The sequence below is a fragment of the Rhizobium sp. JAB6 genome (assembly GCF_003024605.1).
Taxonomy (GTDB): domain Bacteria; phylum Pseudomonadota; class Alphaproteobacteria; order Rhizobiales; family Rhizobiaceae; genus Rhizobium.
Map to the genome: position 1 here is coordinate 311,147 of NZ_PYJQ01000005.1, position 18,057 is coordinate 329,203.

At 59.8% G+C, this 18,057-nt stretch carries 22 protein-coding genes; 12 read left to right on the forward strand and 10 right to left on the reverse strand.

Translation table 11 applies throughout. The features are described from left to right. Positions 1–2: 2 nt before the first annotated feature. The 6 genes from C7U61_RS07325 to hemB all read right to left on the reverse strand — a co-directional run bounded on the left by C7U61_RS07325 (position 3) and on the right by hemB (position 4,172). Positions 3–395 carry a type II toxin-antitoxin system death-on-curing family toxin gene (locus C7U61_RS07325; protein WP_106997482.1) on the reverse strand — a complete coding sequence of 131 codons (393 nt, stop codon included), beginning with the start codon at positions 393–395 and terminating at the stop codon, positions 3–5. After that, positions 392–613, reverse strand: a complete 222-nt coding sequence (locus tag C7U61_RS07330; RefSeq protein ID WP_106997483.1) for an AbrB/MazE/SpoVT family DNA-binding domain-containing protein — start codon at positions 611–613, stop codon at positions 392–394. The genes C7U61_RS07325 and C7U61_RS07330 overlap by 4 nt, the downstream gene beginning before the upstream one ends. Before the next feature lie 49 nt (positions 614–662). Beyond that, complete coding sequence (locus C7U61_RS07335; protein ID WP_106997484.1) at positions 663–1,559, reverse strand: DMT family transporter; 897 nt, start codon at positions 1,557–1,559, stop codon at positions 663–665. Further along, positions 1,560–2,339: an arginyltransferase gene (locus tag C7U61_RS07340; protein ID WP_106997706.1), complete on the reverse strand. Its 780-nt coding sequence runs from the start codon at positions 2,337–2,339 to the stop codon at positions 1,560–1,562. A 182-nt stretch (positions 2,340–2,521) separates the two neighbouring features. Further along, on the reverse strand, positions 2,522–2,980 hold the full coding sequence (locus tag C7U61_RS07345) for an RDD family protein (RefSeq protein ID WP_106997485.1): 459 nt from the start codon (positions 2,978–2,980) through the stop codon (positions 2,522–2,524). 178 nt (positions 2,981–3,158) lie between these two features. Further along, positions 3,159–4,172: a porphobilinogen synthase gene (hemB, locus tag C7U61_RS07350; RefSeq protein WP_106997486.1), complete on the reverse strand. Its 1,014-nt coding sequence runs from the start codon at positions 4,170–4,172 to the stop codon at positions 3,159–3,161. A 143-nt stretch (positions 4,173–4,315) separates the two neighbouring features. On the opposite strand from hemB, the gene C7U61_RS07355 reads away from it, so the two are divergent. The 7 genes from C7U61_RS07355 (at position 4,316) to C7U61_RS07385 (ending at position 10,929) form a co-directional block, all read left to right on the forward strand. Beyond that, complete coding sequence (locus tag C7U61_RS07355) at positions 4,316–4,756, forward strand: DUF6163 family protein (RefSeq protein WP_106997487.1); 441 nt, start codon at positions 4,316–4,318, stop codon at positions 4,754–4,756. A 133-nt stretch (positions 4,757–4,889) separates the two neighbouring features. Then, complete coding sequence (locus C7U61_RS07360) at positions 4,890–5,405, forward strand: MarR family winged helix-turn-helix transcriptional regulator (RefSeq protein WP_106997707.1); 516 nt, start codon at positions 4,890–4,892, stop codon at positions 5,403–5,405. Positions 5,406–5,912: 507 nt separating this feature from the next. Beyond that, entirely contained in the window at positions 5,913–7,226 is a 1,314-nt protein-coding gene (locus tag C7U61_RS07365) for a L,D-transpeptidase family protein (protein ID WP_106997488.1), read from the forward strand. A gap of 177 nt (positions 7,227–7,403) precedes the next feature. Further along, positions 7,404–8,702 carry a serine hydroxymethyltransferase gene (glyA, locus tag C7U61_RS07370; protein ID WP_106997489.1) on the forward strand — a complete coding sequence of 433 codons (1,299 nt, stop codon included), beginning with the start codon at positions 7,404–7,406 and terminating at the stop codon, positions 8,700–8,702. Between the two features lie 9 nt (positions 8,703–8,711). Beyond that, positions 8,712–9,188 carry a transcriptional regulator NrdR gene (gene nrdR / locus C7U61_RS07375; protein WP_015339425.1) on the forward strand — a complete coding sequence of 159 codons (477 nt, stop codon included), beginning with the start codon at positions 8,712–8,714 and terminating at the stop codon, positions 9,186–9,188. A gap of 2 nt (positions 9,189–9,190) precedes the next feature. Further along, on the forward strand, positions 9,191–10,300 hold the full coding sequence (ribD, locus tag C7U61_RS07380; RefSeq protein WP_106997490.1) for a bifunctional diaminohydroxyphosphoribosylaminopyrimidine deaminase/5-amino-6-(5-phosphoribosylamino)uracil reductase RibD: 1,110 nt from the start codon (positions 9,191–9,193) through the stop codon (positions 10,298–10,300). Next, positions 10,300–10,929 carry a riboflavin synthase gene (locus C7U61_RS07385; protein WP_106997491.1) on the forward strand — a complete coding sequence of 210 codons (630 nt, stop codon included), beginning with the start codon at positions 10,300–10,302 and terminating at the stop codon, positions 10,927–10,929. Before ribD ends, C7U61_RS07385 begins: the two co-directional genes overlap by 1 nt. A gap of 32 nt (positions 10,930–10,961) precedes the next feature. On the opposite strand, the gene C7U61_RS07390 is transcribed toward C7U61_RS07385, so the two are convergent. From C7U61_RS07390 to C7U61_RS07400, 3 genes are read right to left on the reverse strand one after another with little or no spacing between them, the layout of a single operon-like run. Beyond that, the gene (locus tag C7U61_RS07390; protein WP_106997492.1) at positions 10,962–11,444 is read right to left on the reverse strand and encodes a GNAT family N-acetyltransferase; all 483 of its coding nucleotides are present in this window, start codon (positions 11,442–11,444) and stop codon (positions 10,962–10,964) included. Between the two features lie 6 nt (positions 11,445–11,450). After that, positions 11,451–11,984, reverse strand: a complete 534-nt coding sequence (locus tag C7U61_RS07395; protein WP_106997493.1) for a GNAT family N-acetyltransferase — start codon at positions 11,982–11,984, stop codon at positions 11,451–11,453. A gap of 23 nt (positions 11,985–12,007) precedes the next feature. Further along, positions 12,008–12,517, reverse strand: a complete 510-nt coding sequence (locus C7U61_RS07400; RefSeq protein WP_106997494.1) for a cupin domain-containing protein — start codon at positions 12,515–12,517, stop codon at positions 12,008–12,010. Between the two features lie 199 nt (positions 12,518–12,716). On the opposite strand from C7U61_RS07400, the gene C7U61_RS07405 reads away from it, so the two are divergent. From C7U61_RS07405 to C7U61_RS07415, 3 genes are all read left to right on the forward strand, one after another. Continuing rightward, on the forward strand, positions 12,717–13,172 hold the full coding sequence (locus tag C7U61_RS07405) for a 6,7-dimethyl-8-ribityllumazine synthase (protein WP_106997495.1): 456 nt from the start codon (positions 12,717–12,719) through the stop codon (positions 13,170–13,172). Positions 13,173–13,175: 3 nt separating this feature from the next. Continuing rightward, on the forward strand, positions 13,176–13,658 hold the full coding sequence (gene nusB, locus C7U61_RS07410; protein ID WP_047627120.1) for a transcription antitermination factor NusB: 483 nt from the start codon (positions 13,176–13,178) through the stop codon (positions 13,656–13,658). Positions 13,659–13,907: 249 nt separating this feature from the next. After that, positions 13,908–16,046, forward strand: coding sequence for a sodium-translocating pyrophosphatase (locus C7U61_RS07415; RefSeq protein WP_106997496.1), 2,139 nt, complete (start codon positions 13,908–13,910; stop codon positions 16,044–16,046). Between the two features lie 72 nt (positions 16,047–16,118). Here the strand turns inward: C7U61_RS07415 and C7U61_RS07420 are convergent, their stop codons facing one another. Then, positions 16,119–16,628, reverse strand: coding sequence for an outer membrane protein assembly factor BamE (locus C7U61_RS07420; RefSeq protein ID WP_106997497.1), 510 nt, complete (start codon positions 16,626–16,628; stop codon positions 16,119–16,121). 280 nt (positions 16,629–16,908) lie between these two features. Here C7U61_RS07420 and C7U61_RS07425 point away from each other — a divergent pair, with 280 nt between their 5' ends. Then, positions 16,909–17,466: a ubiquinol-cytochrome C chaperone family protein gene (locus C7U61_RS07425; RefSeq protein ID WP_106997498.1), complete on the forward strand. Its 558-nt coding sequence runs from the start codon at positions 16,909–16,911 to the stop codon at positions 17,464–17,466. Between the two features lie 9 nt (positions 17,467–17,475). Beyond that, on the forward strand, positions 17,476–18,033 hold the full coding sequence (locus C7U61_RS07430) for a DUF177 domain-containing protein (protein ID WP_106997499.1): 558 nt from the start codon (positions 17,476–17,478) through the stop codon (positions 18,031–18,033). Positions 18,034–18,057 lie beyond the last annotated feature (24 nt).

Sequence of the window (18,057 nt, forward strand, 5' to 3'; positions counted from 1 at the left end):
TGTCATCGGGCCAACAGAACGCTGAAATCTCTCAGGAATTGCGTCGCACCTATCTCGTCGATTTCTCCGGCCGCGACACCCAATACAAAGGTCACGACCATTCCATCGTCGGCGTCAATCAGATAGCCGTTGATGTAGAGAAATGTGAAGGCAGCCAGATATCCAGTTCTTTTATTGCCGTCGGAAAAAGGATGGTTTCGTACAAAGCCATAAAGATATGCAGCAGCCAGAGCGAATACGTCATTTTCGCCATCTGCAGCCTTGTTCAGTGGGCGCGCCAGCGCCGCCTCCAGACCATTCTCGTCCTTTAGGCCCGACAATCCGCCATGCTCGGCGATCTGCTCTTCGTGCATGATCTCAATGGCTTCGCGGGAGAGCCATTTGTATTCGGTCATTTTGCGAGCTCGCGCAGAGCGGCACGATATTTCTGCATGCCAAGTCTTGCCGCACGCAACTGCTCGGCAAGATCGGCGCGCTCGGGAATCAGTTCGATATTGCCGTTCACTTCCCGTATTTCGAATGCATCGCCGTTCTTCAGGCCAAGCCTTTGGAGAACTTCCTTCGGAATAATCACGCCTTCGGAATTGCCGATCTTGCGGATGGTAACGTTCATGTTCATCTCCTGTGTAATAACATAGTTATAACATGTGATGAGGGCGACTTCAATGCGCGAGGCTCTGCGCGCTGATTGCCGCTCTGGCCTTGACCCGCGCCTGCCAGAGCGAGTGAGCGGCCAGCGCCAGGATCAGAATGGCACCACCGGCGAGCGTCATGTTGGTCGGCGCCTCCAAAAAGATCAGCCAGACCCAGATCGGCGCCAGGATCGTTTCCAGAAGGTAGAACATCGCCACTTCCGGCGCCGACAGAAAGCGCGTGCCTGTCGCAAGGCACCAGAAGGAAAGCGGCATCAGCACGGCGCCGTCGAAAAGAATCCAGCCGGGATGCTCGATGGAAAAGCCCGAGGGTGCCACATGGTAAAGCCCAACCGTCGCTGGAATGATGGCGGCCAGCAAGGAAGCAAAACCCATGTCTCGCCCCGAGGCGCGGCTGATCGTGATCGCGCAGGCGATGGAAAGCGACGCGATTACCGAGAGCGCATCGCCAAGCAGGTGCCCAGCCTCCATGCCGTCGCCGACGATCAGGCCGACACCGAGGATCATGACAGCCATGGTGACGAAGGTGGAAAGGGCAGGGCGCTCTTTCAGGAAGATCCAGGAAAGCAGCGCCGTGAACATCGGGTTGAGGGCGATGATGAAGACCACATTCGCCGCGCTGGTATAATAGACGGCGAGAAGAAAGGTGATGGTGGTCAGCCCATAGAAAAAGCCAACGGGAATTCCGAGCCAGCCCGGCAGCACGCTTTGCAGCGAGCCCGTGACCCGGCGAATGACGAAGAGGGCTGCCAGCGCTACGACGATGGTCGCAAGGCTGCGGGCTGAGAGAACCGACCAGACTTCGCCGCTGGAAAGACGGATCAGCGGTATGTCCATCGACAGCGCCAGACCGCCGAGCGTCGTCAGCAGCAGGCCCTTCTTATGATCCGAGAGTTGGGCGAACATTCAGCGGAAGGTATCTTTATCGCCATCGGCTGTGGGATCGAAACGTTCCCAGCCGCGCGGCGTCAGATGTTCCTGCGGCTGAAAGCGGGTCTTGTAGTCCATTTTGCGCGAGCCCTTGACCCAATAGCCGAGATAGACGTGCGGCAGCCCCAGTGCCTTCGTCCGCCTGATATGATCGAGGATCATGAAGGTACCGAGCGATCGCCCGTCCAGATCGGGATTGAAATAGGAATAGACCATGGATAGGCCGTCGCTCATGACGTCGGTCAGAGCGGCAGCCAGCAGTTCGCCTTTCGGGCGCTGTTCCAGCCCTGCGCCTTCTTCGCGGCGGCGATATTCGATGATGCGCGTGTTCACATGCGTGTCCTCGACCATGATCGCATAGTCGAGCACGGTCATGTCGGACATGCCGCCTTGCTGGTGGCGATAGTCGAGATAGCGGCGGAAGAGCGAATATTGCTCGCTGGACGGCTGTGCGGGAAATTCGGTGGCGATGATATCCTTGTTGGAAGCGAGCACGCGCCGCATCGACCGGCTGGGTTCGAATTCCTGGGCCAGAATGCGGACCGAGATACAGGCCCTGCACGATTCGCAGGCGGGACGATAGGCAATGTTCTGAGAACGCCTGAAGCCGCCCTGCGTGAGGATATCGTTCATTTCGGCGGCACGCGGTCCCACAAGATGCGTGAAGACCTTGCGTTCCATCTCGTGCGGCAGGTACGGGCAGGAAGCCGGTGCCGTCAGATAAAACTGCGGAGATGGCGTCGACTGCGTGTTCATCTGCCGTTGATTGACCTTTCTCTCGGCACCCGTTTCTACAAGCATGGCCCAAGTTTAGAAAACGTCAACTACGTCCTTCGCTAAAGATCGAAGTTTCCTAATTGACCATGCACAGAAATAATCTCCCGCGGGCCATCAGGCGGGCGGGAAATCATGAGGATGTCCTATGCTTATGCGTTGCTTTAGGCCGTCCGGGCAATGACCGTGCCAAGCAGCAGATCGTGTACCAGCCGGCTGCGGTCGGTGAAGAGGCCAACCAACAGGATCAGCGGCGTCAGGACGGAATTCAGGATCCAGAACAGTGCCAGATGGACGATCGCCGTCAGGAAATCCATGCGTCGGCCGTCGACGCGGACCATGGTGAGACCCATCGCGCGCATGCCGAGCGAGGCCTGGTAGGGACCGCCGAGGGTCCAGCCGAAATAGAGGCCGGCAACAAGGATGAACAGCACCGAATAGAGGTAAAAGCCGAGCCCCAGCGTCAGGATCGAAACGAAAAACAGAAGCACGGCCGCGGGAATGCAAAGCAGCGCGACGATGATGTAGTCAACGATGAAGGCAAAGATGCGCCGGCTCAGCACGCCACTATAGGCGCGCCAGTCATTCGGTGCTGCATAGAGCGGGCTGGGGTTCAGGCTCATCGTTTTGCTCCTTCGCGCTAGCCCCGTCAATTCTTCGGATCCGCAAGGGGCCAATGCCAATTAAAGATCCCTCTGCGACTTTTGTGCGGCTGATAGGGCACGCAAAGTCGCGGCGGGGAAACATTTGCCGAACATATGGTATTGGCTTCAGCAAATACAATAAGCGGACGGCGTGACGTTATTTCTTCGCCAGATGTCTCGCCACATCCATGGCGAAATAGGTGAGGATGCCGTCGCAGCCAGCGCGCTTGAAGGCGAGCAGGGTTTCGAGCATCACGCGGTCACCGTCGATCCAGCCATTGGCGGCGGCGGCCTTGATCATCGCGTATTCGCCGGAGACCTGATAGGCGAAGGTTGGAAGGCCGAAGGCTTCCTTCAGCCGCCAGCAGATGTCGAGATAGGGCAGGCCGGGCTTGACCATCAGCATGTCGGCGCCTTCCTCGACGTCGAGCGCGGCGTCGCGCACGGCTTCCGTGCCGTTCGCCGGATCGATGTAATAAGTCTTCTTGTCGCCCTTCAGCAGGCCGCCGGTCGAAATCGCCTCGCGGTAGGGACCGTAGAAGGCCGAGCTGAATTTCGTTGCATAGCTCATGATGCCGACATTCTGGTGGCCTGCGGCATCGAGCGCCTGGCGGATCGCGCCGATGCGCCCGTCCATCATTTCCGAAGGCGCGATGATGTCGGCGCCGGCATCCGCCTGGTAGACGGCGGCGCGCGCCACCTGCTCGACCGTTTCATCGTTGACGATCTCGTTGCCGCGCAGGATGCCGTCATGGCCGTGGCTGGTGAAGGGATCGAGCGCGACATCGGTGATGACGCCGATATCAGGCACGGCCTTCTTGATCGCAGCGCTGGCGAGATTGATGAGATTGTTCTTCTCGAGGCTGTTGGAGCCGGTCTCGTCGCGCAGCTCCATTTCGATGTTCGGAAAAGTAGCGAGCGCGGGAATGCCGAGATCGGCCGCTTCCTTGGCCGCTTCCACGGCCTTGTCTACGGTCATGCGGTTAACGCCTGGCATGGCGGGGATCGGCTCCACGATGCCGTTGCCCGGGATCACGAAGATCGGCCAGATCAGATCATCGACCGTCAGCCTGTTCTCCTGCACCAGCCGCCGCGTCCAATCGGCCTTGCGGTTGCGTCGCATGCGGCGATGTCCGGTGATCTCGTCGACGAGATGCGTCTTGTTCTCCATGATACCGCCATCCTTCTTCGTTTATTTAGGGCACTCTATATAGGCCGCGTACCTATCATGCTGTCCCCAGGATTCAAAACCCGGCGAAAGGCCGCAGCCATTATATTCTGGCGAGGCACGTGCCTCCTACGTATTGTTCGCCCATGGAACCTGATTCTTCGACCGTACCCAAGAACACGCTGACGGACATCCTGTTCGTGCTGTTCCTGCGGCTGATCGCGATCGCCTGCTTCTGGCTCGGGCTTCAATATTGGGCCATGCTGGTCGGCTACTCCCTGGAAGGGCATGCCCGCTTCGATCTGCTGGCGCTGCCATGGAGGGTAGCCGGCGCGGGTCTGGCCGTTGTTTTCCCCGTCGCGGCACTCGGATTGTGGCTCACGGTATCCTGGGGACCGGTCATGTGGGTGGTGGCGGCAGGCGGGCAGGCCTTGATGTATGGCGTATGGCCGGAGATCTTCGGATCCAATCCGCTGATCATGATCTTGCATGCCTGCGTCGCCGTGATCTATTGCCTTTTCCGCGTCCTTTTGTGGCAGGAAAAACGCAGGCGCCGTCAGCAGCAGGTAATGGTTGATTTACCCTGAGACAGCAACACTTCCTGGTAAGGTGCTGTTAAGCCTGCAGTTTAAGTAGAATTTTATGTGTATTCGATAGGGTCTCACTCAAGGCGGGAAGAAAACGACACCGCCAAACAAAACAGAGTGAGGCCAAGTCATGATGAACACGAAAATCAAGCCGCAGGCAGTTGCAAACGCTCGGGATCAGCAGGTTGATGACATCCGGGCTCTCTACATGGAATCCCTTCACCTGGTCGAGCGTCTGCACCGCCGCCTGCTTGATGTTATCAAGGACGAGTTCGACCGCCAGGGTCGCGACGACGTCAACGCCGTCCAAGCGCTGCTCCTTTTCAATATCGGCAATTCCGAGCTGACGGCTGGCGAACTGCGCTCGCGCGGTTTCTACCTCGGCTCCAACGTCTCCTACAACGTCAAGAAGTTGGTCGACCTCGGCTTCATCAACCATCAGCGCTCGCGCATCGACCGCCGCTCGGTCCGCATCAGCCTGACGGAAACCGGCCAGGAGATCGCCGAAACCGTTGCAAAGCTCTACGAGCGCCACATCGGCTCGATCGACAAGGTCGGCGGCATCGGTACCGACGAATTCACCCAGATGAACAAGCTCCTGCAGCGCCTCGACCGCTTCTGGAACGATCAGATCCTCTATCGCCTGTAAGTAACGGACAGGGATCGATCCTAAGGCCTTCCAGTCAAGCTGGACACGTTCCCTGCGTGTCCGGCTTGAAGCGCATTGCCGAGCCGGCCGTTGTGCGCTTTTTGCCACGTCCGCGTTTCACCTTTCGTCCCATGTAACGTCCCTGGCGGCTAAGCCATTGACGCCGGATCAGGACAGGCTATGAACCACGCGCAGCTGTGGTATTTTAGCAAATGCAGTTTGGCTTTTCTTTTGCACTCGCGCGGCAAGGCAAGTTTCATGCCGGGAGACACGAATTGGCCATATTGCTATGACAGCGGAAATCGACTGCAGGCAGCGTTCTCGAAATACGATCTTCCGACCTGAAGGTCTTGGCTTCGCGATATTGTGATAATTCGTGGCCAAGTTTTTGGTGGTGCATTAAGGGAACGGATTGATACTGAGCCACGTTACTTGGCGCAAGCTGCGCTATTACTGCTTCCTCTCTAGGCTGCGCATGATTGGATCGCAGCGTTGAACGGTTAGGATATGTCGAAGATAAACGGAATTGGACCCTTTTCGCGCCGCGCTTTCCTGCGGTCGGCTGCAACTCTTGGCGCTGCCGCACTGGCCGCTCCGGCCCTTGCGCAGAACGCAACTCCGCTCGAGGCGCTGATCAACGATCGCTCCCGTGGCAATTGGGACGACCAGTTCGACGCCAAGGCTGCGGCGCGCACCGCCGCCGCCGTCCAGTCGAACGCGCCGATCCTGGGGCCGGATTCCGTGCCGAATATTCAGCAGGCGATCGCGCAATATCAGAACATCGTTGCCAACGGCGGATGGCCGCAGATCAATCCGACAAGCCAGCAGCCGCTGCAGCTCGGTGTGACCGATCCCTCCGTACAGTCGCTGCGCCAGCATTTGATGATTACCGGCGATCTGCCGCGTGAGGCTGGCATCTCCTCTGCCTTCGACTCCTACGTCGACGGTGCGGTCAAGCGTTTCCAGGCCCGTCATGGACTGCCGGCAGACGGCGTCATGGGCGATTTCACGCTGAAGGCGATGAACATCCCCGCCAATGTCCGCCTGCAGCAGCTCAACACCAATCTCGTCCGCCTCCAGACGTTCCCGTCCGACCTCGGCCGCCGTCATGTCATGGTCAATATCCCGGCAACACGTGTCGAAGCCGTCGAGGATGGTCAGGTGGCGCTGCGCCACCAGGCGATCGTCGGCCGGGAATCGCGGCCGACGCATATCATCAACTCGAAGATCTACGAGGTCATCCTCAACCCGTACTGGACGGCGCCACGCTCCATCGTCGTCAAGGACATCGTGCCCCTGATGCGCAAGGACCCGACCTACCTGACGAAAAACAACATTCGCCTTATCGACAGCAAGGGCCAGGAAGTGGCGCCCGAGACGATCGACTGGAATTCGGACAAGGCGCCTGACCTGATGTTCCGTCAGGACCCGGGCAAGACCAACGCCATGGCGTCCACGAAGATCAACTTCCATAATCCGAATAACGAATACATGCACGACACGCCGGAACAGGGCCTGTTCAACAAGCTGATGCGTTTCGACAGTTCGGGCTGTGTTCGCGTTCAGAACGTGCGCGACCTCGCAACCTGGCTGTTGGCCGAAACGCCGGGCTGGCCGCGCCAGCATATCGAGCAGGTCATTTCCAGCCGAGTCAACACGCCGATCACCTTGGCGTCGGAAGTGCCGGTCTATTTCGTCTATATTTCGGCCTGGAGCGCCCGCGACGGCATCGTCCAGTTCCGCGACGACATCTATAATCTCGACGGCAACTCCCAGCTGGCGCTCAATACGACCCAGGGCATGGAACAGCCGGTTCAATAATCGGCGTTCTTCGAACCCCATCTGCATGGAAGCCGCATCCCGGGATGCGGCTTTTTCGTTTGCCGGCGTCACCTATCGTAGTTTGCCCAGCAAATGTCGCTGGTCGTATTGCTCTCCGGCGACCCTGACGTTAATACCGTTTGCATTGCCGTTCCGGCCCGTTCAGGAGCTTTCACGATGACCAACGCGTCCACCGAACCCTTCTTCAATCGTTCGCTTGCCGATACCGATCCGGAAATCTTTGGTGCGATCGGCAAGGAGCTCGGTCGCCAGCGGCACGAAATCGAACTGATCGCCTCGGAAAACATCGTCTCGCGCGCCGTGCTGGAAGCGCAGGGCTCCATCATGACCAACAAATATGCCGAGGGATATCCGGGCAAGCGCTATTATGGCGGCTGCCAATATGTCGATATTGCCGAGGAGCTCGCCATCGAGCGCGCCAAGAAGCTGTTCGGCGTCAACTTCGCCAACGTTCAGCCGAATTCCGGCTCGCAGATGAACCAGGCCGTGTTCCTGGCGCTCTTGCAGCCCGGCGACACCTTCATGGGCCTCGACCTGAATTCGGGCGGTCACCTCACGCACGGTTCGCCGGTCAACATGTCCGGCAAGTGGTTCAACGTCGTGTCCTACGGCGTGCGCGAAGGCGATAACCTGCTCGATATGGATGAAGTGCAGCGCAAGGCGGAACAGCACAAGCCGAAGCTCATCATCGCCGGCGGCACGGCCTATTCCCGCATCTGGGACTGGAAGCGTTTCCGCGAGATCGCCGACAGCGTCGGCGCCTATCTGATGGTCGACATGGCCCACATCGCCGGTCTCGTCGCGGGTGGTCAGCATCCGTCGCCGTTCCCGCATTGCCACGTTGCCACCACGACCACGCACAAATCGCTGCGCGGCCCGCGCGGCGGCATGATCCTCACCAATGACGAGGATCTGGCGAAGAAGTTCAACTCGGCCGTCTTCCCAGGCCTCCAGGGCGGCCCGCTGATGCACGTCATCGCCGCGAAGGCCGTTGCCCTCGGTGAAGCGCTGCAGCCGGAGTTCAAGGACTACGCGGCCCAGATCGTAAAGAATGCCAAGGCGCTTGCCGAAACGCTGATCTCCGGCGGCGTCGACGTCGTATCCGGCGGCACGGACAACCACCTGATGCTGGTCGACCTGCGCAAGAAGAACGCCACCGGCAAGCGTGCGGAGGCAGCACTCGGCCGCGCCTACGTCACCTGCAACAAGAACGGCATTCCCTTCGACCCCGAGAAGCCCTTCGTCACCTCGGGTGTCCGCCTCGGCACCCCGGCCGGCACGACGCGCGGCTTCAAGGAAGCCGAATTCCGTGAAATCGGTAATCTGATCATCGAAGTGCTCGATGGCTTGAAGGTTGCCAATTCCGACGAAGGCAATGCTGCCGTCGAGGCTGCCGTGCGTGAGAAAGTGGTCAAGCTCACGGACCGTTTCCCGATGTACGGCTATATGGGCTAAGGAGAGCGCATGCGCTGCCCCTATTGCGGCTCGGAAGACACCCAGGTCAAGGACTCGCGCCCGGCGGAGGACAATACGTCCATCCGCCGTCGGCGCATTTGTCCGGATTGCGGCGGCCGCTTCACCACCTTCGAGCGCGTGCAGCTGCGCGAGCTCATGGTCATCAAGAAGACGGGCCGCAAGGTGCCGTTCGATCGCGACAAGCTGGTGCGCTCTTTCGAGATCGCGCTGCGCAAGCGTCCGGTCGATCGTGACCGTATCGAGCGGGCCGTATCCGGCATCGTGCGCCGCCTCGAGAGCTCCGGCGAGACCGAAATCAGCTCCGAGCAGATCGGTCTGCAGGTGCTGGAGGCGTTGAAGAGCCTCGATGACGTCGCCTTCGTGCGCTACGCCTCCGTCTACCGCGATTTTTCGCATGCGGAGGATTTCGAACACGTGATCGACGAGATCAACGCCAAGATCGCTCGCGATCCGCTGGACCCTTGACCATGGTGCTGCGGCCCGAGGACGAGCATTTCATGGCCGCGGCCATCCGTCTGTCGCGCCAGCATCTGGGGCTGACATCCACCAATCCATCCGTCGGCTGCCTCATTGTCAAAGATGGCGTGATTGTCGGCAGCGGTGTGACCGCGCTCGGCGGGCGGCCGCATGCTGAGCCTCAGGCGCTAGCCGAGGCAGGTGAGGGGGCCAGAGGTGCCACCGCTTACGTGACGCTTGAGCCTTGCTCACATTACGGCAAGACGCCTCCATGCGCCGAGGCGTTGATCGCTTACGGTGTGGCACGCGTCGTCATCAGCGTCACCGATCCCGATCAGCGCGTCTCCGGGCGCGGCATCAATATGCTGCGCGAGGCCGGGATTGAGGTCGAGACCGGTATTCTGGAGACGGAGGGCAGGCGATCTCTCGCGGGCTATCTCATGCGCCAAACGAGAAACCGCCCCTATGTGACTCTCAAGCTTGCGATTTCCGCCGATGGCATGATTGGCAAGACGGGCGCGGGGCAGGTTCGCATCACCGGCGACGCCGCACGCGCTGAGGTGCAGATGCTGCGGGCCGAAAGCGACGCCATCCTCGTCGGCATCGGCACGGCGATATCAGACGATCCGGAATTGACCTGCCGGCTCCCCGGCCTGGAGGATCGCACGCCGCTGCGCATCGTCATCGACGAGCAGCTGCAGCTTCCGCTTGGCAGCAAACTGGTGCAGACGGCGCGCAAATATCCGGTCGTCGCCGTTGCCGGCTATCCGCCGTCTTTCGATGACGCGAATGACGAAGCGCTTCTCCGGCGCCGCGAAGCGCTGGATGCCGCGGGCGTCGAGGTGTTGCAATCCAATGTCAACGAGCCGGGCGAACTGCTGGAAGCATTGGGCACGCGCGGCATCTCCTCTTTGCTGGTCGAAGGCGGCGCTAGGACGGCGCGGCGCTTCCTCGATGCTGGAATGGTCGATCGTATCCTGCTGTTTCAAGGTCCTGCCGAGATCGGCGAGGGCGGTATTGAATCGCCGGTTCTCAAATCCAATATCCCTGCTGAATTTATGCATGTTGGCCAGAGTCGCTTCGGCGACGATCTCTGCGACGAATACGAAAGAGGTTTTTGATGTTTACCGGAATTGTCACCGACGTCGGCACGGTCGAATCCATTTCCCCCTTGAAGGAAGGCATCAAACTGCGGGTTGCCACGAATTACGATCCGGCCACGATCGACATGGGCGCGTCGATTTCGCATGCCGGCGTCTGCCTGACAGTCACCGGGCTGCCGGAAGAGGGCAGCAACGGCCGCTGGTTCGAGGTCGAGGCATGGGAAGAGGCGCTTCGCCTGACGACCATCGGCACCTGGGAAGCCGGAGCCAGGATCAATCTTGAGCGCTCCCTGAAGATCGGCGACGAACTCGGCGGTCATATCGTTTCCGGCCATATCGACGGCAAGGCGGAAATCCTGTCCGTGACGCCGGAGGGCGAGGCCACGCGCTTCCGTCTGCGTGCGCCGGAACATCTTGCCAGGTTCGTCGCGCCAAAGGGTTCGGTCGCGCTCGACGGTACCTCGCTGACGGTCAATGCCGTCGAGGGTACGGAATTCGACGTGCTCCTGATCCGCCATTCCCTGGAGGTCACGACCTGGGGCGAGCGCAAGGCTGGTGACTTCGTCAATTTCGAAGTCGATACCATGGCGCGCTATGCCGCGCGCCTGGCGGAGTTCCCGGTGGTCCGCGAAGCCCAAGCTTCGTAAATTCGTCGCAGGGGGTCGACGCTTTTACGGGCCTACGCGAGTGTTTTTTCCATAAGAAAATTCGACAAAATCTGGCCGCGCTTTTCTACTTGCTGCGCGGTCACGACGACAAAGCCTCTACGGTCGAAGAAGGGGCGGGCGGCTAGGCTCGCTTCGGTAAATATCCGTTGAAAGCCCTGTTTGCGGGCCGCATTTTCGACGGTCGCAAGCAACAGGCTGGCGACGCCCTTTCCCTGATAATCGGGCGAAACGAACATCATATCCAAGCAGCCATCCGATTTCAGATCCGTAAAGCCGATCGGTTTAGAATCGTCTAGGGCAAGCCAGGTCGGCCGGCTTGCCCGATACTGCGCCCAGACGTCGGCATCGTCGACCTTGGCCCAGGCGGCGATCTGCTCAGGACTGTAGTTTTTCGTTGCGACCTCACGAATGGCCCGCAGGAAAATATCGATCGTGGCTTGGGCGTCGCTTGGTTCGTAACGCCGGACCGAAAACCCATTCTGCGAAGCCGCCATGATGGTTCACCCCCGTAGCGTCCAACGTTCGAAGATGGCGCTGGACCTGCCCTTGAGCATGAGCTTATCGATGCGGCGGAAGCCGATCTTTTCGGCAACCCGCAATGACGGTAGGTTCTCAAGATCTACGATGCAGGTCATGCGGCGGCCGGCAAATCGCTTGTCCGCCCAGGCGATCGCCGCGTTCATGGCTTCCGTCGCATAGCCCTTGCCCTGCATCGGCGGCGTAATGCCCCAACCGGCCTCCAACGTGCCTTCCGTCATCGGTGTCATGTCGCGATGCAGGTCGAGGAATCCCACTTCGCCGATCAATCGGCCGCTTTGGCGTTCCTCGACGGCAAAGAAGCCGAAGCCGAGATGATGCCACAGGCCGGCATAGCGCAGCAGGCGAGCCCAGACCTGTTCGCGTGTCGGCACCTCGCCGCCGATGAAGCGGACAATGTCCTTGTGCTTCCAGAGTTCGAGAAAGGCGTCGAAATCATCAAGCGTATGGCCGCGCAGCAGGAGCCGGTCGGTGGTCAGTGTTGGAATATAGGTCATGGCATCAATGTCTTTGGTGCTGATCAGTCGTTCGAGGCGCCGGGTTCGCCATCCCAGTAGTCGAGGTTGGTAGCGGCGGCGCGGCCGATGACACGCAACGCCGCTTTGCCATCGCCGGAGGTTTTGGCCAGGAACTTGCCGGAGTCGGGATACTCGACGATTTCGGTTCGAGCTTTGGTGGAAATGACGAGATAGGTGAGCACGCCGGGGCCGATATTGATCAGCTGATGCGCCGTTTCCGGGCCGCCGGCCGGCGCACCCAATACGTCGCCTTTGCCGACCGCGATGCGCTGGTCGCCGAAGCGATACTCGCCTTCGCCGTCGAGAATGACGAACATCTCCTCCTCGACATGATGATTGTGAAACGGACAGCCGGATTTGCCCGGCGGCACCTCATTGTAGCTCACGCCGAGCTGTTTCAGTCCGAGCTTGGCCCCGAAGGACGTGTCGCTGCCGGCAAAGAAGCTGCCTTGCTGCCAATGTTCCAGTTCAAGCTCGCCGACATTGACGGCGGGTGCGGATTTCTTCGTCATGAACCTCCCCCTCGCAGGGTTCGAATTATTACCGAAGCGGTTGCGTGTGCGGAAGCCACAATTTCCGCGGCGCACCGATCGTTTCCAAATAGGGGCTGGAATCGGCGCGAACCATTGAAAAACACTTGCCAAGCGAGGCCCGCCGTGGTTTGACCCCGCCTGACAAGGTGCCGCGCCCCTCTCAGATTGCAGGTGATGTATGACCAGCTCTTCCAATGCTCATATCCTTATCGTCGAAGCTCGCTTCTATGACGATATGGCCGATGCCCTGCTCGATGGCGCCAAGGCCGCTCTCGACGAGGCTGGCGCGACTTACGATATCGTGACTGTGCCCGGCGCGCTGGAGATCCCGGCGGCGATTGCCATGGCGCTCGATGGCGGCGACAATGGCAACGTTGTTTATGACGGCTACGTCGCTCTCGGGATGGTCATCCGTGGCGAGACATATCATTTCGATATCGTTGCCAATGAATCCTCGCGGGCGTTGATGGATCTGGCCGTCAGCGAATCCCTCGCGATCGGCAACGGTATCCTCACCGTCGAGAACGATGAGCAGGCATGGGCGCGTGCGCGCCGTTCGGAAAAGGACAAGGGCGGCTTCGCTGCCCGGGCGGCGCTGACCATGATCGCGCTGAAAGAGAAGTTGGGTGCATAATAGATGAGCAATCAGGATAACGAGCGACCGGCCAAGCCCGCCAATCAGCGGGGTGCCGCACGTCTTGCGGCGGTTCAGGCGCTCTATCAGATGGATATCGGCGGAACCGGCGTTCTGGAGGTGGTGGCTGAATACGAGGCCCACCGTCTCGGTCAGGAGCTGGATGGCGAGACCTATCTGAAGGCCGATGCATCCTGGTTTCGCTCCATCGTGTCGGGTGTCGTGCGCGAGCAGACGCGGCTCGATCCCTTGATCGGCTCCGCCCTTCAGGATGACTGGGCGCTGTCGCGTCTCGACAGCACCGTACGCGCCATCCTGCGCGCCGGCACCTTCGAACTTATCGACCGCAAGGACGTGCCGGTTCCCGTCATCGTCACCGAATATGTCGAGATTGCCCATGCCTTCTTCGAGGAGGACGAGCCGAAGCTCGTGAATGCCGTGCTTGACCGAATCGCCAAGCAGGTTCGCGGCGAAGCGAAGAAATAAGCCTCGTCGGACGCTCGGATCGTAGCGTTACGCATTTTCGTTTCCTTCGTTCGCGCCTGATTCCATCTTCGAATATTCTTTTGAACCTCCTGCGGGTGTTTTACCCGCGGACGGTCTTGACGCGACGTTTTCCCGCCATCAATCTCGCAACTGCACATCGGCCGATCTCCTGGAGGAGGGGACCGACCGTTGTTGCAGGCGGCCGGGGGGAGGAGTGAACCGCCGGCTTTTTTGGAGGGAAAAAGCGAAATGTCGATTCTTTTAGGAGTGATCGCATGCGGACTGCTCTCGGTCATCTATGCCGTATGGGCAACCCGGTCGGTGCTCGCTGCCGATCAGGGCAATGCTCGCATGCAGGAGATTGCCGGGTATATTCGTGAAGGAGCGCAAGCCTATCTAGCGCGCCAATATAGAACCATCGCCATCGTCGGGATCATCGTTTTCATCGCGGCCTGGCTTCTTTTGTCGTCCGAAGCCGCTTTCGGCTTCCTGATCGGCGCAATCCTCTCAGGCGCCGCGGGTTTCATCGGCATGCATGTCTCCGTGCGCGCCAATGTCCGGACCGCGCAGGCCTCGTCGCAAAGCCTGTCCGCAGGCCTCGACATCGCCTTCAAGTCGGGTGCCATCACCGGCATGCTGGTTGCAGGTCTCGCCCTGCTCGGCGTCTCCATCTACTTCTATATCCTGACCGGCATTCTCGGTCATGAAGCAGGCTCGCGTGACGTAATCGATGCGCTCGTCGCCCTTGGTTTCGGCGCTTCGCTGATTTCGATCTTCGCCCGTCTCGGCGGCGGCATCTTCACCAAGGGTGCGGATGTCGGCGGCGACCTCGTCGGCAAGGTCGAGGCAGGCATTCCGGAGGACGATCCGCGCAATCCCGCCACCATCGCAGACAACGTCGGCGACAATGTCGGCGATTGCGCCGGCATGGCGGCGGACCTGTTCGAGACCTATGCGGTATCCGTCGTCGCGACGATGGTTCTCGCCTCGATCTTCTTCGGCGGCTCGCCGCTTCTCGGTTCGGCCATGATCTATCCGCTGGCGATCTGCGGCGCCTGCATCATCACGTCGATCATCGGCACTTTCTTCGTGAAACTCGGTGTCAATGGCTCGATCATGGGCGCCCTCTACAAGGGTCTTATCGCAACCGGTGTCCTGTCGATCATCGGCCTCGCGGCAGCCACTTCGCTCACCATCGGCTGGGGTTCGGTCGGCACCGTCGCCGGCTTCGACATCACCGGCACGAAGCTCTTCACCTGCGGCATCGTCGGCCTGGTCGTCACGGCACTGATCGTCGTCATTACCGAATACTACACGGGCACAAACAAGCGGCCGGTCAACTCCATCGCTCAGGCTTCGGTCACCGGTCATGGCACCAACGTCATCCAGGGGCTCGCTGTCTCGCTGGAATCGACGGCACTGCCGGCGATCGTCATCGTCGGCGGCATCATCGCCACCTACCAGCTCGGCGGTCTGTTCGGCACCGGCATCGCGGTCACCGCCATGCTCGGCCTTGCCGGCATGATCGTCGCCCTCGATGCCTTCGGCCCGGTTACGGACAATGCCGGCGGCATTGCGGAAATGTCGCATCTTCCGCCGGAAGTGCGCAAATCCACCGATGCACTGGACGCGGTCGGCAACACCACCAAGGCCGTCACCAAGGGTTATGCAATCGGCTCGGCCGGCCTCGGTGCGCTCGTGCTGTTTGCCGCCTATGCGAACGACCTGCAATATTTCGCGGCGCACGGCGACAAGTTCCCGTATTTCGCCAATGTGGGCACGATCTCTTTCGAGCTTTCCAACCCTTACGTCGTTGCAGGCCTGCTGTTTGGCGGCCTCATTCCCTATCTCTTTGGCGGGATTGCAATGACGGCCGTCGGCCGTGCGGCCGGGTCGATCGTGGAGGAGGTGCGCCGGCAGTTTCGCGAGAAGCCCGGCATCATGCAGGGTACGGAACGTCCCGACTATGGCCGCGCCGTCGATCTGCTGACCAAGGCCGCCATTCGGGAAATGATCATCCCCTCGCTGCTGCCGGTTCTGGCGCCGGTCGTCGTCTATTTCGGCGTCCTGCTGCTGTCCGGCTCCAAGGCTTCGGCCTTTGCCGCTCTCGGGGCTTCCCTGCTCGGCGTGATCATCAACGGCCTCTTCGTCGCCATTTCGATGACGTCGGGCGGCGGTGCGTGGGATAATGCCAAGAAGAGCTTCGAGGACGGTTTCGTCGATAAGGACGGCACGCGTCATATGAAGGGCTCGGAAGCTCACAAGGCTTCTGTCACGGGTGACACCGTTGGCGATCCTTACAAGGATACGGCAGGCCCGGCCGTCAATCCGGCGATCAAAATTACAAACATCGTCGCCTTGCTTCTGCTTGCCATTCTCGCCGGCTAAGTAAACCGGATGCAAAAGAAAACCCGCGGGGCATCGTGCCTCGCGGGTTTTTCGCTGAAATGATAGCCCGGCTTATTGGCCCGGGTTGAGGTTGTTGAGGAAGTTCTTCGCGCCATTGACGCCGTTGCCGCTGCCCTGGAGGATCTGCTGCAGGAAGGTGATGTCGCGACCGCCGGTCGGAGTCGTGCGGCTGATCATGTCGAAGACCTTGCCATCCTTCAGCGTATAGTTGGCTTCCTGCTTCACTACGCCGTCCTTGTCGAAATAGATCGCCAGAATGTTCTGGTCGACCAGTTTCGGCTTCATGAAGGCTGCGGCACGCGTGCGCTTCTGGGAGATATAATAGAAGACTTCGCCGTCGAAGGTCGCTGTGGTCGAGGGCGTGCCGAGCGAGAGCAGAACCTGCTCGCGGCTCGAGCCGACCGGCGCCAGTGCCAGCGACTGCGGATCGAAGATGTAGCCGTTGTTCATGACCTCGCTGGTCTTGCAACCCGAAAGGCCCATGGTCGCAATCACCAGGGCGATGGCGGCAGTGCTGCTGAAAGTAATGTCAGACTTGAAATACCGTCTGGTCAACGACATCTCATCTCCCCTAATGAATCAATCCGATGGCCGGACGGCCGGTGTGACCTTGCTGTGCACATCATTGTGGCCTTTCCGCGATGGCAAAAGGCACAATCATGTTGTTCGGCACTCTTCGTCACCGATCATGCACAACGTGACGACGGTAAGGGCTGGAGCCTCGAAGCGGGCACAAACGGCATTGCAATTCGCGCCTGCTTCGGTAAACCAGCTTTTGCGTGGATGCAACAAGGCCAAGCAAAATCGGCGCGCTCCGAGGGAGCCAATTCCGGGAATTTTCATGATTTTTGGGCTCTTTCGCAAAAGAAATCACAATCAGATCATCGTCGTCAGACAGTATGAAGCTCTGACCTCCATGGCGCGGCAGCCGGTTTTCTATACCGATTACGGCGTGCCCGACACGGTGATGGGGCGCTTCGAATTGCTGTCTGTCATGATGATCCTGTTCTTCCGCCGTACGCGGTCCGCGACGACAAGCGGCCAGGAACTGGCGCAGGAAATTGTGGATGCTTTCTTCGAGGATATCGATTATTCGATCCGCGAGCTCGGTATAGGTGACAATAGCGTGCCGAAGCGCATGAAGAAGCTGGCCGGCATGTTCTATGGACGCCTCGAAAGCTATGCGGGTGCCATGGATGCCGATGATCGCGCTGCGCTCGCCGCGGCGTTACAGCGCAACATCTATCCCAAGGCGAACGAGGCCGCGGCTTCCATGAGTGCATTGGCCGATTGGATGATGATCGCGGAAGCGCATCTGGCAACCGTGACGGAAGATCAGATCGCCACAGGCTCGGCGACGCTGCCGAGGCCAGACAAAGTCGGCCGCGAGGCCGGTTAGGAGATAAAAATGAAAAGACATGACTCCGATGAAACGCCATTTTCCTATCCGGTGAAGGTAGGGCATATCTCGGCCAATCCGGTGGATGTGCACCTCGAGGCTGACGATCGCGAGCTGGCTGGGCTTGCCGCCCTCTGGGATGTTCTGTCGGTCGGCAAGCTCGAAGCCGATCTCAAGATTTCGCGCTGGAAGCGTGACGGCGTGCGCATCAAGGGCAATGTGAAGGCAAGGGTCGTTCAGGCTTGCGTTGTCACACTCGAGCCGGTCGAATCTGATATCGATGAGGACTTCGAGCACATATTCGTGCCCGAGGATTCCAAACTGGCGCGCGCGCCCTCTGTGGATGCCGGAGAAATGATACTTGATCCCGATGGTCCGGACCTTCCGGAGACCTTCATCGGCGATACGATTGACGCTGGCGCGGTGGTTGCGGAATTCGCAGCCCTCGCCATCGATCCCTATCCGCGCAAGCCTGGTGTCGAGTTCGAAGGGCATATTGAAGATACCGGTGAAGACGACAGAAAACCTTCGCCGTTTGCCGTTCTGAAAGATTGGAAAAAGGAATAGGCCCCGGTGGCGTTCGAGCACAAT

Coding starts and splice junctions, on each gene's coding strand:
- C7U61_RS07325 (WP_106997482.1), bottom strand. CDS start 395: ATGACCGAATACAAATGGCTCTCCCGCGAAGCCATTGAGATCATGCAC.
- C7U61_RS07330 (WP_106997483.1), bottom strand. CDS start 613: ATGAACGTTACCATCCGCAAGATCGGCAATTCCGAAGGCGTGATTATT.
- C7U61_RS07335 (WP_106997484.1), bottom strand. CDS start 1,559: ATGTTCGCCCAACTCTCGGATCATAAGAAGGGCCTGCTGCTGACGACG.
- C7U61_RS07340 (WP_106997706.1), bottom strand. CDS start 2,339: ATGAACACGCAGTCGACGCCATCTCCGCAGTTTTATCTGACGGCACCG.
- C7U61_RS07345 (WP_106997485.1), bottom strand. CDS start 2,980: ATGAGCCTGAACCCCAGCCCGCTCTATGCAGCACCGAATGACTGGCGC.
- hemB (WP_106997486.1), bottom strand. CDS start 4,172: ATGGAGAACAAGACGCATCTCGTCGACGAGATCACCGGACATCGCCGC.
- C7U61_RS07355 (WP_106997487.1), top strand. CDS start 4,316: ATGGAACCTGATTCTTCGACCGTACCCAAGAACACGCTGACGGACATC.
- C7U61_RS07360 (WP_106997707.1), top strand. CDS start 4,890: ATGAACACGAAAATCAAGCCGCAGGCAGTTGCAAACGCTCGGGATCAG.
- C7U61_RS07365 (WP_106997488.1), top strand. CDS start 5,913: ATGTCGAAGATAAACGGAATTGGACCCTTTTCGCGCCGCGCTTTCCTG.
- glyA (WP_106997489.1), top strand. CDS start 7,404: ATGACCAACGCGTCCACCGAACCCTTCTTCAATCGTTCGCTTGCCGAT.
- nrdR (WP_015339425.1), top strand. CDS start 8,712: ATGCGCTGCCCCTATTGCGGCTCGGAAGACACCCAGGTCAAGGACTCG.
- ribD (WP_106997490.1), top strand. CDS start 9,191: ATGGTGCTGCGGCCCGAGGACGAGCATTTCATGGCCGCGGCCATCCGT.
- C7U61_RS07385 (WP_106997491.1), top strand. CDS start 10,300: ATGTTTACCGGAATTGTCACCGACGTCGGCACGGTCGAATCCATTTCC.
- C7U61_RS07390 (WP_106997492.1), bottom strand. CDS start 11,444: ATGGCGGCTTCGCAGAATGGGTTTTCGGTCCGGCGTTACGAACCAAGC.
- C7U61_RS07395 (WP_106997493.1), bottom strand. CDS start 11,984: ATGACCTATATTCCAACACTGACCACCGACCGGCTCCTGCTGCGCGGC.
- C7U61_RS07400 (WP_106997494.1), bottom strand. CDS start 12,517: ATGACGAAGAAATCCGCACCCGCCGTCAATGTCGGCGAGCTTGAACTG.
- C7U61_RS07405 (WP_106997495.1), top strand. CDS start 12,717: ATGACCAGCTCTTCCAATGCTCATATCCTTATCGTCGAAGCTCGCTTC.
- nusB (WP_047627120.1), top strand. CDS start 13,176: ATGAGCAATCAGGATAACGAGCGACCGGCCAAGCCCGCCAATCAGCGG.
- C7U61_RS07415 (WP_106997496.1), top strand. CDS start 13,908: ATGTCGATTCTTTTAGGAGTGATCGCATGCGGACTGCTCTCGGTCATC.
- C7U61_RS07420 (WP_106997497.1), bottom strand. CDS start 16,628: ATGTCGTTGACCAGACGGTATTTCAAGTCTGACATTACTTTCAGCAGC.
- C7U61_RS07425 (WP_106997498.1), top strand. CDS start 16,909: ATGATTTTTGGGCTCTTTCGCAAAAGAAATCACAATCAGATCATCGTC.
- C7U61_RS07430 (WP_106997499.1), top strand. CDS start 17,476: ATGAAAAGACATGACTCCGATGAAACGCCATTTTCCTATCCGGTGAAG.